We start from the raw sequence: 18033 nt of genomic DNA, 5'->3' as shown, positions 1-18033 counted from the left end.
ACTGGTAAGCACCGTCTCGCCAGTCGGGAGACCGCTAGTGCCTCTCCACCAGCACCGCACTCCCCTGCCCCACACCTACACACATCGTCGCCAGGCCCCGCTCCGCCCCCGTCCGCCGCATCCGGTGCAGCAGCGTCGTGAGGATCCGTGCGCCCGAGCAGCCCAGCGGATGCCCGAGTGCGATCGCGCCGCCGCTCGGGTTGACCAGCTCGGGATCGACGCCGAGCTGGTCCACACAGGCTAGTGCCTGGGCCGCGAACGCCTCGTTGAACTCGGCCTCCTGGAGGTCGGCGACCGTCCACTCGGCGCGGGCCAGGACCTTGCGGGTGGCGGGGACCGGGCCGATGCCCATGACGTCGGGGTGGACGCCGGCCGAGGCGCCGGCGACATAGCGGCCGAGGGACTCCAGGCCCAGCTCGTTCAGGGCCTCCTCGCTGACCAGGAGCAGTCCGGCCGCGCCGTCGTTCATGGGGGAGGCGTTGCCCGCGGTGACGGTGCCGCCTGCGCGGAACACCGGCTTCAGCCGGGACAGCTTCTCGTACGACGTGTCCTCTCGGACGCACTCGTCGCTGTCGACCAGCACCCCGTCCGGGCGCCGCACCGGCAGGATCTCGTCGTCGAAGTGGCCGTACTTGCGGGCGTCGGCGGCCCGTTGGTGGCTGCGCAGCGCGAACTCGTCCTGCCGCTCGCGTGGGACGCCGTACCGCTCGGCGACCTCCTCGGCCGTCTCGCCCATGGACAGCAGGCCGTGCAGTTCCTTCATCGCCGGGTTGACCAGGCGCCAGCCGAGCCGGGTGTCGACGGTCTCGATGCGGTGGGGCAGCGCCTCGTCGGGGCGGGGCAGGACGAAGGGGGCGCGGCTCATCGACTCGGAGCCGCCGGCGAGCACGATGTCGGCCTCGCCGGCCGCGATGGTGCGGGCCGCGGTCGTCACCGCCTCGAGGCCGGACGCGCACAGGCGGTTGACTGTGGCGCCGGGGACCGACTCCGGGAGGCCTGCGAGCAGCGCGGCCATGCGGGCGACGTTGCGGTTGTCCTCGCCGGCCTGGTTGGCGGCGCCCCAGTACACGTCGTCGATGCGCGCCGGGTCCAGCGCGGGCACATCAGCGACGAGGCCCCGGATCACCGTCGCGGCGAGGTCGTCGGGCCGTACCGACGACAGCGCTCCGCGGAGTTTGCCGATGGGGGTGCGGCGGGCGGCCGCGAAGTGGACGGGACGCACGACAGGTCTCCTGACCGGGCAGTTCGAATCGGCGCCCGTGGATCGGCGCCTCTGACTCGGCACACCATTAATTAGCACCGCTAGTTTCGGACTATAGACCGGCCCCCAGCGCCCTGGGAAGATCCCCCGGGACCTCACCGAAGCAGCCGGAGGAGCTGAGGAGCCATGACCGATGTCCGCGAGCACGTCCTCGACGGAAGCCGGGGATCGATCGCAGTCCGCGAGTGGCCGAACCCCCGGCCCCGCTACCTCGCGCTCGTGGTCCACGGCTACGGAGAGCACGTCGGCAGGTACGCCGAGCTCGCGGATGCCCTGGTCGCGCACGGTGCGGCCGTGTTCGGGCCCGATCACCTCGGGCACGGGAGGTCGGCGGGTGAGCGGGTGGTGATCGAGGACTTCGCGGACGTGGTCGCCGATGTGCACGCCGTCGCCGAACTGGCCCGGGCCGCGCATCCGGGCGTACCGGTCGTCATGATCGGGCACTCCATGGGCGGTCTGATCGCGGCCCGGTACACCCAGCTCCACGGCGACACGCTCGCCGCCCTGGTGCTCTCCGGGCCCGTGATCGGCGACTGGGAACTGCCCCGGCGGCTGCTCGCCCTCGACACGATCCCCGACACCCCGATCAGCCCGGCCGCGCTCTCCCGCGACCCCGAGGTGGGCGCGGCGTACGCGGCGGATCCACTGGTGTGGCACGGCCCGATGAAGCGGCCGACGGTGGAGGCGTTCACCCGGATGCTGGACACCGTGTCCAAGGAGGGCGGAATCGGGCGCGTGCCGCTGCTGTGGCTGCACGGCGACGGTGATCGCCTGGTCCCGCTCCCCGGCAGCCGCACCGGCATCGAGGAGTTGCGCGGGGAGGAGCTGACCGAGCGCGTGTACGCGGGTGCACGGCACGAGGTGTTCCACGAGACGAACAAGGCGGATGTCCTCGCGGACCTCATCCGCTTCCTGGACGGCGTGCTCACACGCTGAGACGCGTCGCGTTTGCTCCGGTTCACCCTGGGCACCCGCGCCGGCGTGGAGCAAGCAGCCAGAAGGAGGAGCTCGGTATGACTGTCATCAAGAGCACGCTCCCCGAGCCGGCCCGCCGGGTGGCCGGAGACGCCTTGCAGAGCACCCTCGTCGATCTTCTCGGGCTCTCACTGATCGGGAAGCAGGCGCACTGGAACATCGTGGGCCCGCGCTTCCGCTCGATCCATCTCCAACTCGACGACGTGGTGTCGGCGGCCCGCGAGTTCGCCGACACGGTCGCGGAGCGCTCGGCCGCGCTCGGCCTCCCGCCCGACGGCCGGCCGGAGACCATCGCCGCCGCCTACACGCTGCCCGGTCCCAAGGAGGGCTGGGTGCGCGACACCGAGGTCGTCCAGCTGATCGTGGACACGCTGGAGGCGGCCATCGGGCGGCTGCGCGAACGCATCGAGGCGACCGCCGAGCCCGACCCGGTGACGCAGGACCTGCTGATCGGGATCACCGGCGAACTGGAGAAGCAGCGCTGGATGTTCGACGCGGAGAACTGGCCGCGCGCCGAGTGACAGAGGCCTCGCCGGTGCGGCGTTCGCTCGGCGAGGAGGTGGCCGAAGACAGCCTCCGCCGGGCCGCATGATCGTGACAGACTGCTCGCACACGTCGCTGTCGAGCAGAGGAGACCTGCGTGACCGGGACCGATCCGGCCATACCGCTCATCGACACGAGCAGGCCGCATCCGGCCCGCGTCTACGACTGGTATCTCGGCGGCAAGGACAACTACCCCGTCGATGAGGAACTGGGGCGTCGGATCACCGCGATGCAGGGCGACGCTCCGCGGCACGCGCGTGCCAATCGCCGGTTCATGGAACGGGCCACGCGGGCGGTCGTCCGGGAGACGGGGATCCGCCAGTTCCTCGACGTCGGTTCCGGCATCCCGACCGAGCCCAACCTGCACCAGATCGCCCAGTCCGTCGTCCCGGACGCGCGGGTGGTGTACGTCGACAATGACCCGATCGTGCTGGCTCACGCGGGGGCCCTGCTGCACGGCACCCCGGAGGGCGCGACCGAGTATGCGCAGGCCGACGCGCGCGAGCCGGAGCGGATTCTCGAACGGGCCGCAGCTGTCCTCGACTTCGACCGCCCGGTCGCCCTGTCGCTGATCGCGCTCCTGCATTTCATCGCCGACGACGACGGCGCCCACGACCTCGTGGACACCCTGGTCGGCGCACTGGCGCCGGGCAGCTGTCTGGTGCTGTCGGCGATGACGGCGGACTTCGACCCGGAGAACGTCAACCGGGGCATCGCGGCCTACACGGCGAGCGGTGTGACCCTCGTGGCCCGCTCACACCCCGAAATGAGCCGCTTCTTCAAGGGACTTGAGCTCCTGGACCCGGGAATCGTCTCCCTCTCGGACTGGCGGCCGGGCGCGGAGGAGAGCGGGGAGAAGGTCTCGCTGTACGGCGCGGTCGGCATCAAACGCTGACCCTCACCTCCCTGTCGCACGACCCCGCTCAGCCGAGCAACCACCCACCGTCCACGGCGAGTTCGACCGCGTTGACCGACCGGTTGCGCAGCAGGAAGTCCACCGCGTCCACGACGTCCGCCATCGTGGCGAGCCGTCCGATGGGCGTCCTGGCGCGCAACCCCGCCAGCACCTCCTCGGGCTTGCCCGCCCAGTGCGGACTGTCGCCCACCACCCCCGGATGCACGGCGTTGACCCGCATGGGCGCCAGCTCCACGGCGAGGGTGTTCACCAGACCCCGCACCCCCGCGTTGACGGTCGCCACCGTCGTCGCCCCGGGGTACGGACGCTCCTTGGCCTGACCGCCGAACAGCACGATCGCGCTGTCGTCGTGCAGCCGGGGCCGCAGGGTGTGCACGACCTCGGTGTAGCCCACGAGCTTGACGGTGACGAGTCGCAGCGCGGCGTCGATGTCGTACTCGGCGACCCGGTTCTCGTCCCGTGAGATGCCCGCGATCACCAGGTGGTCCACGCGCCCGACCCCGGCCAGCGCGCCGGCGATCTCACGTGGCCGCGACAGGTCGAGGGCGATGCCCTGGGAGGCGCCGACCTCCTTCGCCACCGTGTCCGCGCGATGCGCGTCCCGGCCCGTGAGCACCACCTCGTCGCCCCGCCTCGCGCGCGAGCGGGCGAACTCGCGGCCGATCCCGGACGTCCCGCCGACGACCACCACACTGCTCATGACCCCAGAGCCTCCCTCAGGTACTCCCAGTCCCGCGTGAACCGGTAGGAGTGTCGGGCCGGCGGCTGGGGCGCCTGTGTCTCCAGCCAACGCACCGGCCCTTGACCCGCGTTGGCGAATCCGTGCACGCATCCCGCCCCCGCCCAGGCGAGGTCGCCCGGCACCAGTCGGTACCGCTCGCCGTCGAAGGTGGCGTCCACGACGCCCTCCAGGATGAGGTAGGTCTCCTCGAAGGGGTGGTCGTGCGTGCCCGCGACGCCGTCGGGGGCGTACTGCACCATGAACATCGTCGAGGCGACCGCGCCGAGGTCGCTGTCGACCATCATCTTCACGGTGATCCCGCTGTACACGAACAGCGCGGTCCGCATGCTCGCCGACATGGCGAGCAGGTCCTGGGACTGCTTGCCGGGGTCCATCTGCGCGGGCTCGAAATGACCGAAGGACCGGGTGCGCGGGTCGCGGACGTCGATACGGACGGGGGCGCGCTCCGGCAGCGCGGACACGGCCTGGGTGTCGTGGCCGTAGCGGGCCCGCGGCACCGGTGCGAGCATGTCGGCCCAGCGCCCGCCCGTGTCCCCGGCGCCCCGCCATGCGTGCGGGACGCCGGTCGGGAGGAGGCCGTAGTCGCCCTCTTCGAGGAGGTACGACCCCTCGGGCACGTCGAGGATCACGGCCCCGTCGAGCACCTGGAAGCTCTCCTCGTACGAGTGCACATGGGCCGCGACCCTGCCGTCGGGCCGTATCTCGCACAGGCCGAAGCCGGTGTGCACACTTCCGTCGCCCTCGCCCACCAACTCCCGCCGCCGATGGCCCATTTCGTCGTACGGCGGCTCCGGGACGTCGGCGGCCCGGCGCACCAGGTGTCGGGTCATGCGGCGCTCTTCGCCTCCTTCGCGGCCAGGAGCCGGTCGCGGGACTCCTGGACCAGTCGCCGGGCCCGGTCGACGTCGGCGACCAGCCTGCCGTCGCGCTTGCGGATCACTCCGTCGACGATGACCGTGTCGACGTTGGAGACGTCCGCCGACAACGTCACCGCGGCCGCCGCGTCGTGCACCGGGGCGACGTTCAGCGCGGTGGCGTCGATCGCGACGACGTCGGCGCGCTTGCCGGGGGTGAGGGAGCCGGTGCGGTCCTCCAGACCCGCGACGTGTGCACCGTTGCGCGTGGCGATCTCCAGCATCTGACGTGCCGTCAACATGGTTTCCGGAACGGGCAGATTGGCCTTCCAGCAGTCGGCGTTGACCCGGGCCCGCTCGGCGCCGAAGGCCGCGCGGATCTGGGTGAACATGTCGCCGGGCACGGTGGTGACGACGTCGATGCTGAGCGACGGCCGCAGCCCGAACTCGATGGCCTTCATCACGGGCGGCCAGCCGTGCCCCATCTGCACCTCGACCTGCGGCGCGATCGACACCGTACCGCCGCTGTCGGCGACCATCTGCCACTCCTCGTCGCTGAGGTAGCAGCAGTGGATGTAGGTGGTGTCGGCGCCGAGGAGCCCCAGGTCGTTCAGCTGCCTGACCATGCCGAAGCGGCCCGCCAGCCGGCCCATCGCCACATGCACCGTGATCGGGATGTCCAGCTCACGGGCGAGGGCCCACTCGGCGGTGACGACGTCGCCCAGGCAGAAGCCGGGGCCGCGGGTGGCCAGGGCCATGGTCAGCAGGCGGTCGTCGGAGGAGAAGTAGGTGTCGCGGATCCGTCGTACGTCGTCGCCCGGGATCGCGATCTTGCTCTCGAACCAGTAGTCGGCGAGCGAGGTGTTGGCACTGCCGTACGCGTACTGGGCGCGGATACCGGCCTCCGTGAGGCCCTGGATCGCGGCGTCCGGGTGCGCGGGCGTGTTGTTGATGTGCGACCAGTCGACGAGGGTGGTGATGCCTGCGTTCAGGCACTCCAGCGAGCCCGCGAGGTTGGCCGCGTACACGTCCTCGGGGGTGTACAGCGGTGCGAAGGTGTCGAGGATGTCGACGAAGTAGTCGTCCAGGGTGGCGTCGGGGGCGACGTTCCGGATCGACGCCTCCCAGGTGTGGCGGTGGGTGTCGACGAAGCCGGGGATCACGATCCGGCCGGTCATGTCGAGCACTTCCGCGTCGGCGCTGATCTCGCGCTCCACGGAGGCGATCCTGCCGTCCTCGATGAGGACGTCGCCCTGGGGCAGGTCCCCGATGCCGGGGTCCATCGACAGCACATGACCGCCGCGCAGGAGTATCCGATTGCTCATCGCCCTTCCTCCCATGGGGTGTTCAGTAGGCGGCGAGTCCACGTACGGCCGCCACGACCTTGTCGACGGTGGGGATCACGCGCTCCTCCAGCGCGTCGGCGAACGGCAGCGGGACACACTCCCCCGCCACCCGCCTGATGGGCGCGTCCAGCAGAGCGAACCCCTCGTCGGCGACGACGGAGACGAGCGTGGCGCCCCAGCCGCCCTGGTACGGGTTCTCCTCGACGGTGACGAGCCGCGAGGTCCGCGCGAGCGAGGCCAGCACGGCGGTGACGTCCAGCGGCACCAGGCAGCGCAGGTCGACGACCTCCGCCTCGATGCCCTCGCCGGACAGCAGCTCGGCGGCCTTGAGCGCCACGGGCACCATCGAGGCGAGCGCGACGAGAGTGACGTCGGCGCCCTCGCGGACGACGGCGGCACGGCCCAGCTCGACGACGTGGTCCGCAGGCGGAGGCGCGCCCTTGGAGGCGAGGAGCCCCTTGTGTTCGAAGAAGACGACCGGGTCGTCGCTGCGGATCGCCGCCGCCATCATGCCGATCACGTCGGCGGGGGTCGCCGGAGCGGCGATCTTCAGCCCGGGGATCGTGAACGCCCAGTTCTCGGTGGCCTGCGAGTGCTGGGCGCCGAAGCCGAGCCCGCCGCCGTTGGCGGTGCGCACCACGAGCGGGACGGTGACCTGACCGCCCGTCATGTACCGCACCTTCGGGATCTCGTTGGCGAGGTAGTCCCAGCAACAGGCCAGGAAGTCGGAGAACATGATCTCGGCGACCGGCCGCATCCCGGTCATCGCGGCACCCATCGCGGCCCCCACGATGGCCTGTTCGGAGATGGGCGTGTCCCACACCCGCCCGGGCCCGAACTCCTTGAACAGCCCGACGGTCGTCTTGAACACGCCACCGGCCTCGCCGATGTCCTCGCCCAGACACACGACGGACGCATCGCGCCGCATCTCCCGCGCGATACCCTCGGCGACCGCGTCCCGGTAGCTGATCACGTCCGCCACGCCGCACCTCCGTCCGCCCATACGTCGGTCATCGCCTCGTCCGGATCGGGCGGCGGCGCGGCCTTCGCGGCCTCAACGGCCTTCCGCACGAGGGTGGTTGCCCGCTCGTCCGCCTCGTCGACCACGGCCTCGGGCACCCCCGACTCGGTCAGCCGCCCACGCGCCAGGTCCAACGGGTCGTGCTTCAGCCAGCGTTCGACCTCCTCGGCCGGACGGTAGGTCGCCGGGTCGGCGCGGCTGTGTCCGAAGTGGCGGTAGGTCTGCGCCTCCAGCAGTGCGGGCCCGTCTCCTGCCCGGGCCCGCGCCGCGAGGCGGGCCACCGCCTCCTCGACGGCGACCACGTCATTGCCGTCCACGACCTCGCCCGGGATGCCGTACGAGGGCGCCCGGTCGGCCGCGGGCCGGGCCACGGCCGTGACGTCGGCGATCGGCGTGTACTCCATGTACAGGTTGTTCTCGCAGACGAACAGCACCGGCAGCTTCCATACGGCGGCCAGGTTGAGCGCCTCGTGGAAGGCACCGATGTTGGTGGCCCCGTCGCCGAAGAAGGCGACCGCGATCTGGTCGGTGCCGCGCAGCTTGGCCGACCAGGCGGCGCCGGCCGCCATCGGGAGGTGGGCGCCGACGATGGCGTAGGAGCCGAGCATGCCGGTGGACGCCTTGGTCAGGTGCATGGAGCCGCCCTTGGCCTTGCACAACCCCGTTGCCCGGCTCATGAGTTCGGCGAGGCACTCCTGCGGGGTGGCGCCCCGGGCCATCGCGTGGTGGTGGCCGCGGTAGGTGGCGAAGACGTAGTCGTCGGGGCGCAGGGCGGCGCTCGCCCCGACGGCGATGGCCTCGTGTCCGGCGGCCAGGTGGGTGGTGCCCTTGACCAGGCCCTGGAGGAACAGGTCGTGGGCGGCCTGCTCCGTACGGCGGATGACGGTCATCTGCTCGTAGGCGGCGAGGAGTTCGGCCGGTTCCATCAGCGTGCCCCGTTGTCGCGCGGGGGGTTGCGGGATGTGTTGAGGTGGGACTGCGATTCGCGCCGGGTGTTGAGCTCGCCGCCGACCGTCCAGTACTTGCGGCCCGCCACCAGCAGTTCCTCCGCCGGGAACTTGGTGATGACCTCGCAGCCGTCGGCGGTGACGACCAGTTCCTCCTCGATACGGGCGGCGGACCAGCCGTCGGCCGCGGGCCAGTAGGTCTCCAGGGCGAACACCATGCCCTCTTCGAGGACTTCGGGGTGGTCCAGGGAGACCAGCCGGCTGAAGATCGGCTTCTCCCAGATCGACAGGCCGACGCCATGGCCGTACTGCAACGCGAAGGCGGCCGTCTCGTCGGAGAAGCCGAACTCCTCGGCGCGCGGCCAGACCTGGACGATGTCGGCGGTGGTGGCGCCGGGGCGGACGAGGTCGATGGCCCGGTCCATGTACTCGCGGCAGCGGACGTAGGCGTCGCGCTGGGCGCGGGAGGCGCTGCCGACGGCGAAGGTGCGGTAGTAGCAGGTGCGGTAGCCGAGGTGGCTGTGCAGGATGTCGAAGAAGGCGGGGTCGCCGGGGCGGATCAGACGGTCGCTGTAGACGTGCGGGTGAGGTGAACAGCGCTCTCCGGAGATCGCGTTGACGCCTTCGACGTACTCGCTGCCGAGGTCGTACAGCACCTTGCTGACCACGCCGACGCACTCGTTCTCGCGTACGCCGGGGCGCAGATAGCCGTATAGCTCCTCGTATGCGGCGTCCACCATCGCGCAGGCCTGGGTGAGCAGGGAGATCTCGTCCGGCGTCTTGATGCGGCGGGCCTCCAGGAAGACCTGCTGGCCGTCGACCACCTCGATGCCCTCGGCGCGCAGCGCGGTGAGGATCGGCATCTCGGCGACGTCGATGCCGAGCGGCTCGCCGGCCAGGCCGTGGGCGCGCAGTTCTCCGGCGATCTTCGCGGCGACGTCCTCGGCGATGCCCGCGTCGGGGTGGAAAGCGCCGCGGAGTGTGGAGATACCGGCGCGGGCGCCGGTGGGCGGGCCTTCCTTGCCGTCGCTGTAGTCGAGCCACGGGTTGTAGAGCTGGTGGTGGCGGGCGGCGGAGCCGAAGTCCCAGACGATCGGTTCGGCGCCGCGCACCAGCAGGGCGAAGCGGATCAGCTTGTCCATCGCCCAGGTGCCGATGTGCGTGGCGGTCATGTAGCGGATGTTGGCGAAGTCGAAGCTGAGCACCGCGCCCAGCTCGGAGCGGTTCAGGGTCTCGTTGAGGCGGGCCAGCCGCTGTCTGCGCAGCCGGTCCAGGTCGACGCGCTCTTCCCAGTCAACGGCATTGGGTCCGAATGTGCGGATCGCCATGGCGACCACCCCCACCTCGGAGTGAACGTCCGTGCGCCGCGAGTGTCAAGTGCCACTGAACACGCACCACACACCCACGGCCGGTACAGCACCATCATTGCGGTAGCGGTGCGGCGTCGTCGACTCGAAGCAGACCGCGTCGCCGGGGCGCAGTGTGTGCTCGTAGAAACCGAGGGTGAGGATCAGTTCGCCCGAGGTCAGATAGCCGTACTCGGTGCCCGTGTGGCGCATGAGGCCGCCTGAGCTGGAGGAGGCGCCGCCGGGCCGGTACGTCACCAGCAGGAAGTCCACGTCGGTGCCGGGGACATGGCCGAGACGCTCCCATGCGACACCCGAGTCCAGCTCCAGCACCTCCCGCTCGCCCGGCGTCACCAGCGGGCCGATGCGGCGGCCGGGGTCGGCGGCGAAGGCGGCCAGTGCGTGCACGACGGTGCCGGGGGGCGTGCCGGATGCCGTCGTCGCCGGGGACACGAATGCGGACTCGCCCGCGTCGAAGAGGGGCTCGACGGAGATGCCGAGGGCGGTCGTGATGGCGTACAGGGTGCTGACCGAGGGCTGGCTCTTGCCGTTCTCGATCTGCGAGACGAGGCTCGCCGACATGCCGATCTCACGGGCGAGCGCCCGTAGGCTCGTCCCGCGTTCGAGGCGCGCCTGCCGGATGCGCGCACCGACGGGCGGCACGGCGGCGGGGGGCATGGGCGGCTCCTCTCGGCAGGCCGGACAGGGACCAGGGCATGTTCGCTCTCATTGAACAATAGAAGGGCTGCGCAGGGCGGCGCAGTACCACGGCCCTCAGGACTTCCCCACCGGAAACTCCGCCCGCACCTCCCACCCCGCCCCGCCCCGCGGCCCGGCGTGCAGTTCGCCGCCCAGTGCGGTCACCCGCTCCTTCAGCCCGACGAGGCCGAAGCCGCCGCCGTGGGCGGCCGCCGGGAGCTGGGTGCCGCCCCGGCCGTCGTCGGCCACCGACACCTCCAGACGACCGGCGTCGTCCCGCAGGCGGACCTCGATGTGCGAGGCGTCGGCCGCGTGGCGGCGGATGTTGGTCAGCGCCTCCTGGACGACCCGGAAGGCCGCGGCCTGCACCTCGTGGGGCAGATCGTCGGAGACGGCGGCGTCACGGCGCAGGGTGACCTGCTGGACCGGGCTCGCGAAGCCGTCAGTCAGTTCGGCGATGCCCGCCAGGTCACCGACCGGGCGGCGGTCGGCCGCCTCGTCCCCGGTGTCGCGCAGCACACCGACGGTGCGGCGCATCGAGGCGAGGGCCTCGGTGGCGGCGCGCTCTATGCCGGACAGCACCGGGTCGAGCTCCTGCGGCTGGGTCTGCGCCATCATCCGGGCCATTTGGGTCTGCACGAGGATCCCGGTGACATGGTGGGCGACGAAGTCGTGCAGGTCGGCGGCGATGGCTACGCGTTCTGCGCGCCGGGTCTCGCTGACGGCGAGCGTCCGCCGGTAGTCCATGGTGCGCAGGTAGACGGCGAGTCCGGCGAAGATGCCGATCAGGACCAGGCCGACCAGCATGAAGGCCTGCGCGTCCCCGGCCACGGACCGGGTGTACCGCACCGGCAGCAGGAGCAGGGCGACCGCGTCGAGGACGCCGCAGATCACGGCCCAGCGCGGCGGGCAGTGCCGTACCGCGATGAACAGCAGGCACAGCAGGATCACGGCCTCGCCGGGACCGAACATGTTCTCCGCCCCGGCCAGCAGCGAGCCCGCCGTGTACAGGGCCGAGGCGAGGGCGGGCACGGCGGTGCGCACCTGCGGTGTGAGCCATTCGGGCCGTCGCCCGTCCGGCCACAGCACGGCGGCCAGGCCCACCAGCAGGACGGCCAGGGTCGGCCAGACGGGGCTCGCCGTCGGCAGGACGCTCGTCCCGTCGGACCCCGCGTAGAGGACGTCGACAACACAGGCGGCGAGCAGGAGCCCGACGGCGAAGCCATGGGCGCAGCCCCGGGGAGAAGCAGACTTCATGCCGATCACGGTAGGCGAGGCCGCGCGGGGCGGTATCGGCCGTTCGGCCGAGGGGAGCGTCGCCGGCTCCGGCCTTATGGCCGAGGCGCGTGCCCGGGCTCGCGGGCGAGGGTGGTGACGCATCCTCACCACGGACATCTGGAGCACCCGATGCAGCGCAACAAGTTCCTCGTCGGCATCGTCGGCGGCGCGACCGCCGTGGTCGCGCTGGGCGGCCTCGGCACGTATCTGTTCGCCGGAACGGAGTCGACGACCGGCCTCGACGGGCACAGCACGGCATCGGTGGACGGCCACCGGGCGCTCGCGGCGAACATCGTCGCGGCCCGCACCGAGAGCAAGTACCACCCGCTGCCCTGGGTCGGCGCGCAGCTCTCCGGCGTCACCTGCCCGACCGGTCTCAAGGCCGTGGCCGGAGCCTCCATCACCTGCACCGGCAGGAATAACGACGGCGAGGTCGTCCGCATACCCGTCCGTGTGACCAAGGCCGACGCCAAGAGCGTCACCTGGAAGTTCGAGCGCTGAGAAGGGGCGACGACACACCATGAGCACCGTCCTGGCCGGATACGGCCTGGTCAAGAAGTACGGCTCCACCACGGCCCTGGCGGGCGTGGACGTGGAGGTCCGCGAGCGCGACTCGCTGGCGATCATGGGCCCGTCGGGGTCCGGCAAGTCGACCCTGTTGCACACCCTCGCCGGGATCATCCGTCCGGACGGCGGCGAGGTGCTGTTGCGTGGCGAGCGCGTCGACAGGCTGAGCGAGAACAAGCTGAGCGACCTGCGCCGCAAACGATTCGGGTTCGTGTTCCAGTTCGGTCAGTTGCTGCCGGAGCTGCCCGCCGAGGAGAACGTCGCGCTGCCGCTGATGCTGGAGGGCATGCCGCGCAGACAGGCCGTCGCCCGGGCGCGCCGCTGGTTCGCGCCGCTGGGCCTGGAGGGACTGGAACAGCGCCGCCCCGGACAGCTCTCCGGCGGCCAGGCCCAGCGCGTCGCCATTGCCCGCGCGTTGGTCGCCGAACCGGACGTGGTCTTCGCCGACGAGCCCACCGGCGCCCTGGACCAGCGCACCAGCGAGGAGGTGGTCCGGCTGCTGACCTCGGTCACGCGTGCCTCCGGAGCCGCCCTGGTGATGGTCACCCATGACGCCGACGTCGCCGCCCACTGCGACCGGATCCTCCAGGTCCGCGACGGCCGGATCAGCAACTACAGCCAGTACACGGTCGCCTGACCGCGCCATCGACAGCCGGTTCACGGTCGACCGACCGCGCAATCGACCCAGCCAGTTCACGGTCGCTCGACCGCGCAGCCACTCCCGGAGACCTGCCCATGCGTTCCCCCGTCCTGCCCCTGACCTGGCATCTCGCCAGGTCCGCCGGCCGCCACGGCCTGCAGAGCCAACTGCTCGCGGCCGGTGCCGCCGCCGTCGGCGCGTTCGTGATGCTGGTGATGATCGCCGCCACTCTCGGCTCGGAGGTCCGCGCCGACCGCACGGCCTGGCGCACCCCCGACGCCGTCTCGGCCCAGCAGGCCACCGCCGTCCAGGCGCTCGCCACGACGTACGTCCGCCATGAACCCGTCACCGTCGTGTCGCTGGCCCAGCTTCCCGGCCGCAAGGCGACCCCGGCCCCGCCCGGGCTGAGCGCGTTCCCGAAGAAGGGCGAGGTGTACGTCTCCCCCGCCCTCGCCGAGCTGATGCGGAAGCTGCCGGCGGGCCAACTGGCCGACCGCTTCCCGAAGGTGACGGCGTACGGCACGCTCGGCGCCGCCGGGCTCGCCTCCCCCGACGAGCTCGTGGCCGTGATCGGGCGGACTCCTGGTGACCCGGCCGTCTCCAAGGCGGCGGCGGGCGGTGCCACCTGGTTCGACCTGGAGCAGGCGGCGCGCGCCGACATCTCCGGGTTCGCCGGCGGCAAGGCGAGCCTGTTCACCTCCATGGACCAGGGCGGTGCGCTGCTGGGTGTGGTGCTGCTGGCGATGCCCGTCGTCGTGCTCTCCTCCGCCGCCGGACGGCTCGGCGCGGCCCGGCGCGAACAGCGGCTCGCCGCACTGCGGTTGGCAGGGGCGACGCCGCGCCAGATCCTCGCCATGACCGGCGTCGAGGCCGCAGCGGTCGGCGCGGCCGGGGCGCTGACGGGGGCGCTCGCCTACGTGGCGTCGCTGCCCGCCCTGGCGGAGGTGCCGTACGGCATCGGGGCCTGGTACCCGAGCCAGCTGTGGGTGGGCCTGCCCTGGTTCGCGGCCGTGGTGGCGGGGGTCACCGCGCTCCTCACGCTCAGCGCGGTGACGATGCTGCGCCAGGTGGCGACCTCGCCGCTGGGGGTCGCCCAGCAGGCGAACCCGCGCCGCACCCGCTGGATCCGGCTCGCGCTGTTCGCGGCGGCGCTGCTCGTGATCATGCAGTTCTCCGGGGGCGGTATGTCGAACCGCACGGCGCTCGCCCTGCTCCTGCTCTTCTACGGCACGTTCTGGCTGTTCGGGCCGTGGGCCGTCGACCGGCTGGGCAGGCTCGCGGGCCGCTTCGCCCGCCGCCCCGCGACCCTGCTGGCCGCGCGCCGGCTCAGTGACGACCCGCGGGGCGCCTGGCGCACCGTCAGCGGCCTGGTGCTCGCCGGGTTCGCGGCCGGGTTCTTCGCGGTCAGCCAACTGGGGGCCGAGACCTCGCAGTACCGCGACCAGGTCGCGATCGCCACCACGACCACGGCCCACGCCCGGCACACCGCCAGCGAGGCCCGAACGCTGCTCGACCGCGCGGGCGTCGACGCCACCGTCACCGTCGGCAAGAAGGACGACTACGACAATCTGCTGGGCGGCGAGCCGGGCGTGATCGTCCGGGTCACCGAAGGATCTTCGGAAGGATCCGGGGCTTCCGCCGGATCCGGAACATCCGGTGGATCCGGCGCGTCCGGCGCGTCCGGTGACTCCGCGCGGATCGACTCCGCCGTCACCGCCGTCGCACCCGCCGCGTCGGGCACGCCGCTGTACACCCAGGACTACGCGCAGGCCAACGACCGTACGGCCATCGCCCGCTTCTCCGACGTCAGTACCGCCACCCTGGCGTTGAGTTTCATGGTCGCGACCGCCTCCGCCGGTCTGACCGCCGCCGCGAACGTCCTGGACCGGCGCCGGGTGTACGGGCTGCTGCGGCTGGCCGGAACTCCGCTGAAGGTGCTGGACCGGGCCCGGATCCGCGAGACTGTCCTCCCGCTGGTCGTGCTGGCCGGCGGCACCACCGCGATGGGCGTCTACGGCTCCTACCGGCTCAACCAGGCCTTCGACGCCACCATCAACACCGCCGGCGCCCTGCAACTGGCCGCCTGCGTGGTCATCGGCGCGCTGGCCATGTTCGCGGCGATCAGCGGCAGCAGACCGCTGCTGCGCAAGGTCACGGCCGATCCCGCACAGACGGCGGACTGACCGTGGACGGCAGTCACTCGGGGGCCGCGTCGCTGCGGCATGATCGAGCCATGACCACCCCACCCCCGTCCGGGGCGCCCATCCGCGTCCTCATCGCCGACGACCAGGAGATGGTCCGCACCGGCTTCCGCTTCTTCCTCGACGCCCAGCCCGACATCACCGTCGTCGCCGAGGCCGCCGACGGCGAGGAGGCGGTGGCGCTGGCCCGGCGGGAGCGGCCGGACGTCTGCCTGCTGGACATCCGGATGCCGAAGCTGGACGGGCTGGAGGCGACCCGGCTGCTGGCGGGGCCCGATGTGGCCGACCCGATGCGGGTGGTCGTGGTGACCACGTTCGACCTCGACGAGTACGTCTACGGGGCGCTGCGCGGCGGCGCGTGCGGGTTTCTGCTGAAGGACTCGGGGCCCGCCCTCCTCGCGGAGGCGGTCCGCGCCGCCGCGGCCGGCGACTCGCTGGTCTCGCCGTCGGTCACGGTCCGCCTGCTCAAGCACGTCACCGCCCCGCAGTCCGAGCCCACCCCCGTCGTCGCCCCGGTGAAGCCCGCGGCGCTCACCGAGCCGCTCACCGACCGCGAACTCGACGTCGTCCGCCTGGTCGCCCTCGGCCGCACGAACGCCGAGATCGCCGCCGAGCTGTATGTCTCCCTGTCCACGGTCAAGACGCACCTGTCCAGCGTCCAGCTCAAACTGGCGGCACGGAACCGCGTCGAGATCGCGGCCTGGGCCTGGCAGAACGGGCACGCGCAGCCCGGCGGGTGAGGCGGCGGCACTGCGGGCGGGGCTCACTCGAACGGTCCGGCGCCGCTGGTGGGCCATCAGCCGCGGTGGTGCGCTGAGGGCACGCGTCTCGTTCTCAGGAGGCACTCCCGATGATCCGTCGTACGTCCCGGCTCGCCCGCGTTCTCTCCTCGGCCCTGACGGCGGGCGCACTGCTGACCACCGCCGCCTGCTCGGACGACGGCGACAAGGACGGGGCACGGGACTCGGGCGTCACCGCGTCCCCCGCCGCCAGGAAGCAGCCGACGCCCTCGCCCACGGCCACCCTCACCGAGTCAGGCGCGGAGACGGCGCTGATCACCGCGGCGGACATCGAGGACGACTGGACGCAGGTCAAGGACACCGAGGCCGAGAACTGGCACGACTCCCTGCTCGTCGGCACGGTCGACGTCTCCGACTTCCTCACCGCCAAGGCCGACGCCGCCGACTGCCAGCAGCTCATGGACTCGCTCTACGACGACGATCTGCTGGGCAAGCCGTCGGGAGCCAATGCGCTGCGCGGCTTCACGCAGGACAACTCGCGGCTGCTGTACCAGGTCGCCTCCTACGACCGGAGCGACCCGCAGGACTCCTTGAACTGGATGGCGAAGTTGCCGGACGAGTGCGACCAGTTCACGATGACCGAGAACGGCGAGGAGCGCACCGTCCAGGTGATCGAGACCTCGCTGCCGAAGGTGGGCGACGCCCGGCAGGGCCTGCGGGTGACGGTGCAGGGCACGACCGACGGCGAGGAGGCCACGCTCACCCTGGACGTCGCCGCCGTACGGGTCGGCAACGACGCGATCACCGTCACGGCGGGCGGCCTCGACGGGGACGAGCACGACTCCGTCGAGCAGGCGGTGAAGCTGGGCACCCAGCGCCTCCAGGACGTCCTGGCCGGGAAGTCGCCGGCCGCGACTCCCAGCGAGATCGAGTAACGGTTCCGCGGCAGCTCTCCCTCCGCATGCCAACGGCCGTACCGGCTCTGCCGATTCCCGGGACAACGTGATCAACGGAGCGGCACAATGGCGGCGATGGCCGGTTTCGGTCGTGCATGCGTGCGAGGAGAGGAACAAGTCGTGAGCGATGGCCACACCCCGGCGGGCGGGTCGGCGAAGCTGAACACCGGTGTGGCGCACAACGCGCGCGTGTGGAACTACTGGATCGGCGGCAAGGACAACTACGAGGTCGACCAGCAGGTCGGCGAGCAGGTCGCCGGCATGTTCCCGATCATCCGGGACATCGCCCGCGCGGACCGCGAGTTCCTCGGCCGGGCAGTGCGGTTCGTGGCCGAGGAGCGCGGCATACGGCAGTTCCTGGACATCGGTACCGGGCTGCCGACGGCGGAGAACACTCACGAGATCGCCCAGCTCGTCGCGCCCGACTCACGCATCGTGTACGTCGACAACGACCCGATCGTGCTCGTGCACGCCCGCACGCTGCTGACCGGCACCCGCGAGGGCGTCACCGCCTACATCGACGCCGATGTGCACGACCCGGACGCCATCGTCGAGCGCGCCGGGCAGACCCTGGACTTCACCGAGCCGGTCGCGGTGATGATGCTGGGCATCCTCAACTTCGTGCTGGACTACGACAAGGCCCGCGACATCGTGCGGCGCGTCCTGGCCGCGGTCCCCTCCGGAAGCCTGCTGGTGCTGACGCACCCGACCTTCGACTCCGAACTCGGCGGCGAGGGTCAGATCCCGGCGATGAAGTTCTGGAACGAGAACGCCACGCCGCCGATCACGGCCCGCAGCGGCGCCGACATCGCCGCGTTCTTCGAGGGTCTTGAGCTGCTGGAACCGGGGATGGTGTCCTGCTCGCAGTGGCGCGCCGCCGACTCTCCCGCTGCGGTGCCGCAGTACGGCGCGGTGGCCGTGAAACCCTGACGCCCAGCAGGGACCGCGCGACCCGGACCGAACCGGCGCGGACAGCACCGGCACGGACCGGCCGAGCTCGT

18 protein-coding genes are annotated in these 18033 nt (G+C 71.7%); 9 read left to right on the top strand and 9 right to left on the bottom strand.

Annotated elements, in window-relative coordinates; translation table 11 throughout:
• Nucleotides 1–34: 34 nt before the first annotated feature.
• Nucleotides 35–1222, bottom strand: a complete 1188-nt coding sequence (locus tag BLU79_RS37540; protein WP_093910489.1) for a thiolase family protein — start codon at nucleotides 1220–1222, stop codon at nucleotides 35–37.
• Nucleotides 1223–1387: 165 nt separating this feature from the next.
• Between BLU79_RS37540 and BLU79_RS37535 the strand changes: the two genes are divergently transcribed.
• The 3 genes from BLU79_RS37535 (at nucleotide 1388) to BLU79_RS37525 (ending at nucleotide 3674) form a co-directional block, all read left to right on the top strand.
• Complete coding sequence (locus BLU79_RS37535) at nucleotides 1388–2197, top strand: alpha/beta hydrolase (RefSeq protein WP_093910488.1); 810 nt, start codon at nucleotides 1388–1390, stop codon at nucleotides 2195–2197.
• Between the two features lie 77 nt (nucleotides 2198–2274).
• A complete protein-coding gene (locus BLU79_RS37530) occupies nucleotides 2275–2757 on the top strand; it encodes a Dps family protein (protein ID WP_093910487.1) in 483 nt (160 codons plus the stop codon).
• Nucleotides 2758–2876: 119 nt separating this feature from the next.
• On the top strand, nucleotides 2877–3674 hold the full coding sequence (locus BLU79_RS37525; protein ID WP_093910486.1) for an SAM-dependent methyltransferase: 798 nt from the start codon (nucleotides 2877–2879) through the stop codon (nucleotides 3672–3674).
• 28 nt (nucleotides 3675–3702) lie between these two features.
• On the opposite strand, the gene BLU79_RS37520 is transcribed toward BLU79_RS37525, so the two are convergent.
• The 8 genes from BLU79_RS37520 to BLU79_RS37485 all read right to left on the bottom strand — a co-directional run bounded on the left by BLU79_RS37520 (nucleotide 3703) and on the right by BLU79_RS37485 (nucleotide 11907).
• On the bottom strand, nucleotides 3703–4395 hold the full coding sequence (locus tag BLU79_RS37520) for an SDR family NAD(P)-dependent oxidoreductase (RefSeq protein ID WP_093910485.1): 693 nt from the start codon (nucleotides 4393–4395) through the stop codon (nucleotides 3703–3705).
• Nucleotides 4392–5267 (bottom strand): cupin domain-containing protein, encoded by an 876-nt coding sequence (locus BLU79_RS37515; protein ID WP_093910484.1) that lies wholly within the window; start codon nucleotides 5265–5267, stop codon nucleotides 4392–4394. Before BLU79_RS37515 ends, BLU79_RS37520 begins: the two co-directional genes overlap by 4 nt.
• Nucleotides 5264–6616: an amidohydrolase family protein gene (locus tag BLU79_RS37510; protein ID WP_093910483.1), complete on the bottom strand. Its 1353-nt coding sequence runs from the start codon at nucleotides 6614–6616 to the stop codon at nucleotides 5264–5266. The genes BLU79_RS37515 and BLU79_RS37510 overlap by 4 nt, the downstream gene beginning before the upstream one ends.
• Nucleotides 6617–6638: 22 nt before the next feature.
• The gene (locus BLU79_RS37505; protein ID WP_093910482.1) at nucleotides 6639–7619 is read right to left on the bottom strand and encodes an alpha-ketoacid dehydrogenase subunit beta; all 981 of its coding nucleotides are present in this window, start codon (nucleotides 7617–7619) and stop codon (nucleotides 6639–6641) included.
• On the bottom strand, nucleotides 7607–8584 hold the full coding sequence (locus tag BLU79_RS37500) for a thiamine pyrophosphate-dependent dehydrogenase E1 component subunit alpha (protein WP_093910481.1): 978 nt from the start codon (nucleotides 8582–8584) through the stop codon (nucleotides 7607–7609). Before BLU79_RS37500 ends, BLU79_RS37505 begins: the two co-directional genes overlap by 13 nt.
• Nucleotides 8584–9933 carry a M24 family metallopeptidase gene (locus BLU79_RS37495; protein WP_093910603.1) on the bottom strand — a complete coding sequence of 450 codons (1350 nt, stop codon included), beginning with the start codon at nucleotides 9931–9933 and terminating at the stop codon, nucleotides 8584–8586. Before BLU79_RS37495 ends, BLU79_RS37500 begins: the two co-directional genes overlap by 1 nt.
• Nucleotides 9934–9978: 45 nt before the next feature.
• Nucleotides 9979–10629, bottom strand: coding sequence for a helix-turn-helix domain-containing protein (locus BLU79_RS37490; RefSeq protein WP_093910480.1), 651 nt, complete (start codon nucleotides 10627–10629; stop codon nucleotides 9979–9981).
• A gap of 96 nt (nucleotides 10630–10725) precedes the next feature.
• Complete coding sequence (locus BLU79_RS37485; RefSeq protein WP_093910602.1) at nucleotides 10726–11907, bottom strand: sensor histidine kinase; 1182 nt, start codon at nucleotides 11905–11907, stop codon at nucleotides 10726–10728.
• A 150-nt stretch (nucleotides 11908–12057) separates the two neighbouring features.
• Between BLU79_RS37485 and BLU79_RS37480 the strand changes: the two genes are divergently transcribed.
• From BLU79_RS37480 to BLU79_RS37455, 6 genes are all read left to right on the top strand, one after another.
• Nucleotides 12058–12429: a DUF4333 domain-containing protein gene (locus BLU79_RS37480; RefSeq protein ID WP_093910479.1), complete on the top strand. Its 372-nt coding sequence runs from the start codon at nucleotides 12058–12060 to the stop codon at nucleotides 12427–12429.
• Nucleotides 12430–12448: 19 nt separating this feature from the next.
• Nucleotides 12449–13132 carry an ABC transporter ATP-binding protein gene (locus BLU79_RS37475; RefSeq protein ID WP_093910478.1) on the top strand — a complete coding sequence of 228 codons (684 nt, stop codon included), beginning with the start codon at nucleotides 12449–12451 and terminating at the stop codon, nucleotides 13130–13132.
• A gap of 98 nt (nucleotides 13133–13230) precedes the next feature.
• Nucleotides 13231–15318 (top strand): FtsX-like permease family protein, encoded by a 2088-nt coding sequence (locus tag BLU79_RS37470; RefSeq protein WP_093910477.1) that lies wholly within the window; start codon nucleotides 13231–13233, stop codon nucleotides 15316–15318.
• Nucleotides 15319–15368: 50 nt separating this feature from the next.
• Nucleotides 15369–16076 (top strand): response regulator transcription factor, encoded by a 708-nt coding sequence (locus BLU79_RS37465; RefSeq protein ID WP_093910476.1) that lies wholly within the window; start codon nucleotides 15369–15371, stop codon nucleotides 16074–16076.
• A 110-nt stretch (nucleotides 16077–16186) separates the two neighbouring features.
• Entirely contained in the window at nucleotides 16187–17011 is an 825-nt protein-coding gene (locus BLU79_RS37460; RefSeq protein WP_093910475.1) for a hypothetical protein, read from the top strand.
• 141 nt (nucleotides 17012–17152) lie between these two features.
• On the top strand, nucleotides 17153–17962 hold the full coding sequence (locus BLU79_RS37455; RefSeq protein WP_093910474.1) for an SAM-dependent methyltransferase: 810 nt from the start codon (nucleotides 17153–17155) through the stop codon (nucleotides 17960–17962).
• The last annotated feature ends 71 nt before the right edge of the window (nucleotides 17963–18033 follow it).

This window comes from Streptomyces sp. cf386 (genome assembly GCF_900103585.1).
Lineage (GTDB): Bacteria > Actinomycetota > Actinomycetes > Streptomycetales > Streptomycetaceae > Streptomyces.
Note: the sequence above shows the minus strand (reverse complement) of the source record. Positions and strands in the feature narration are given on the sequence as shown.

Excerpts from the sequence above, each read along its gene's own strand:
- BLU79_RS37535 (WP_093910488.1), top strand. The coding sequence starts at position 1,388 with ATGACCGATGTCCGCGAGCACGTCCTCGACGGAAGCCGGGGATCGATC.
- BLU79_RS37530 (WP_093910487.1), top strand. The coding sequence starts at position 2,275 with ATGACTGTCATCAAGAGCACGCTCCCCGAGCCGGCCCGCCGGGTGGCC.
- BLU79_RS37520 (WP_093910485.1), bottom strand. The coding sequence starts at position 4,395 with ATGAGCAGTGTGGTGGTCGTCGGCGGGACGTCCGGGATCGGCCGCGAG.
- BLU79_RS37515 (WP_093910484.1), bottom strand. The coding sequence starts at position 5,267 with ATGACCCGACACCTGGTGCGCCGGGCCGCCGACGTCCCGGAGCCGCCG.
- BLU79_RS37510 (WP_093910483.1), bottom strand. The coding sequence starts at position 6,616 with ATGAGCAATCGGATACTCCTGCGCGGCGGTCATGTGCTGTCGATGGAC.
- BLU79_RS37500 (WP_093910481.1), bottom strand. The coding sequence starts at position 8,584 with ATGGAACCGGCCGAACTCCTCGCCGCCTACGAGCAGATGACCGTCATC.
- BLU79_RS37495 (WP_093910603.1), bottom strand. The coding sequence starts at position 9,933 with ATGGCGATCCGCACATTCGGACCCAATGCCGTTGACTGGGAAGAGCGC.
- BLU79_RS37490 (WP_093910480.1), bottom strand. The coding sequence starts at position 10,629 with ATGCCCCCCGCCGCCGTGCCGCCCGTCGGTGCGCGCATCCGGCAGGCG.
- BLU79_RS37485 (WP_093910602.1), bottom strand. The coding sequence starts at position 11,907 with ATGAAGTCTGCTTCTCCCCGGGGCTGCGCCCATGGCTTCGCCGTCGGG.
- BLU79_RS37480 (WP_093910479.1), top strand. The coding sequence starts at position 12,058 with ATGCAGCGCAACAAGTTCCTCGTCGGCATCGTCGGCGGCGCGACCGCC.
- BLU79_RS37475 (WP_093910478.1), top strand. The coding sequence starts at position 12,449 with ATGAGCACCGTCCTGGCCGGATACGGCCTGGTCAAGAAGTACGGCTCC.
- BLU79_RS37470 (WP_093910477.1), top strand. The coding sequence starts at position 13,231 with ATGCGTTCCCCCGTCCTGCCCCTGACCTGGCATCTCGCCAGGTCCGCC.
- BLU79_RS37465 (WP_093910476.1), top strand. The coding sequence starts at position 15,369 with ATGACCACCCCACCCCCGTCCGGGGCGCCCATCCGCGTCCTCATCGCC.
- BLU79_RS37460 (WP_093910475.1), top strand. The coding sequence starts at position 16,187 with ATGATCCGTCGTACGTCCCGGCTCGCCCGCGTTCTCTCCTCGGCCCTG.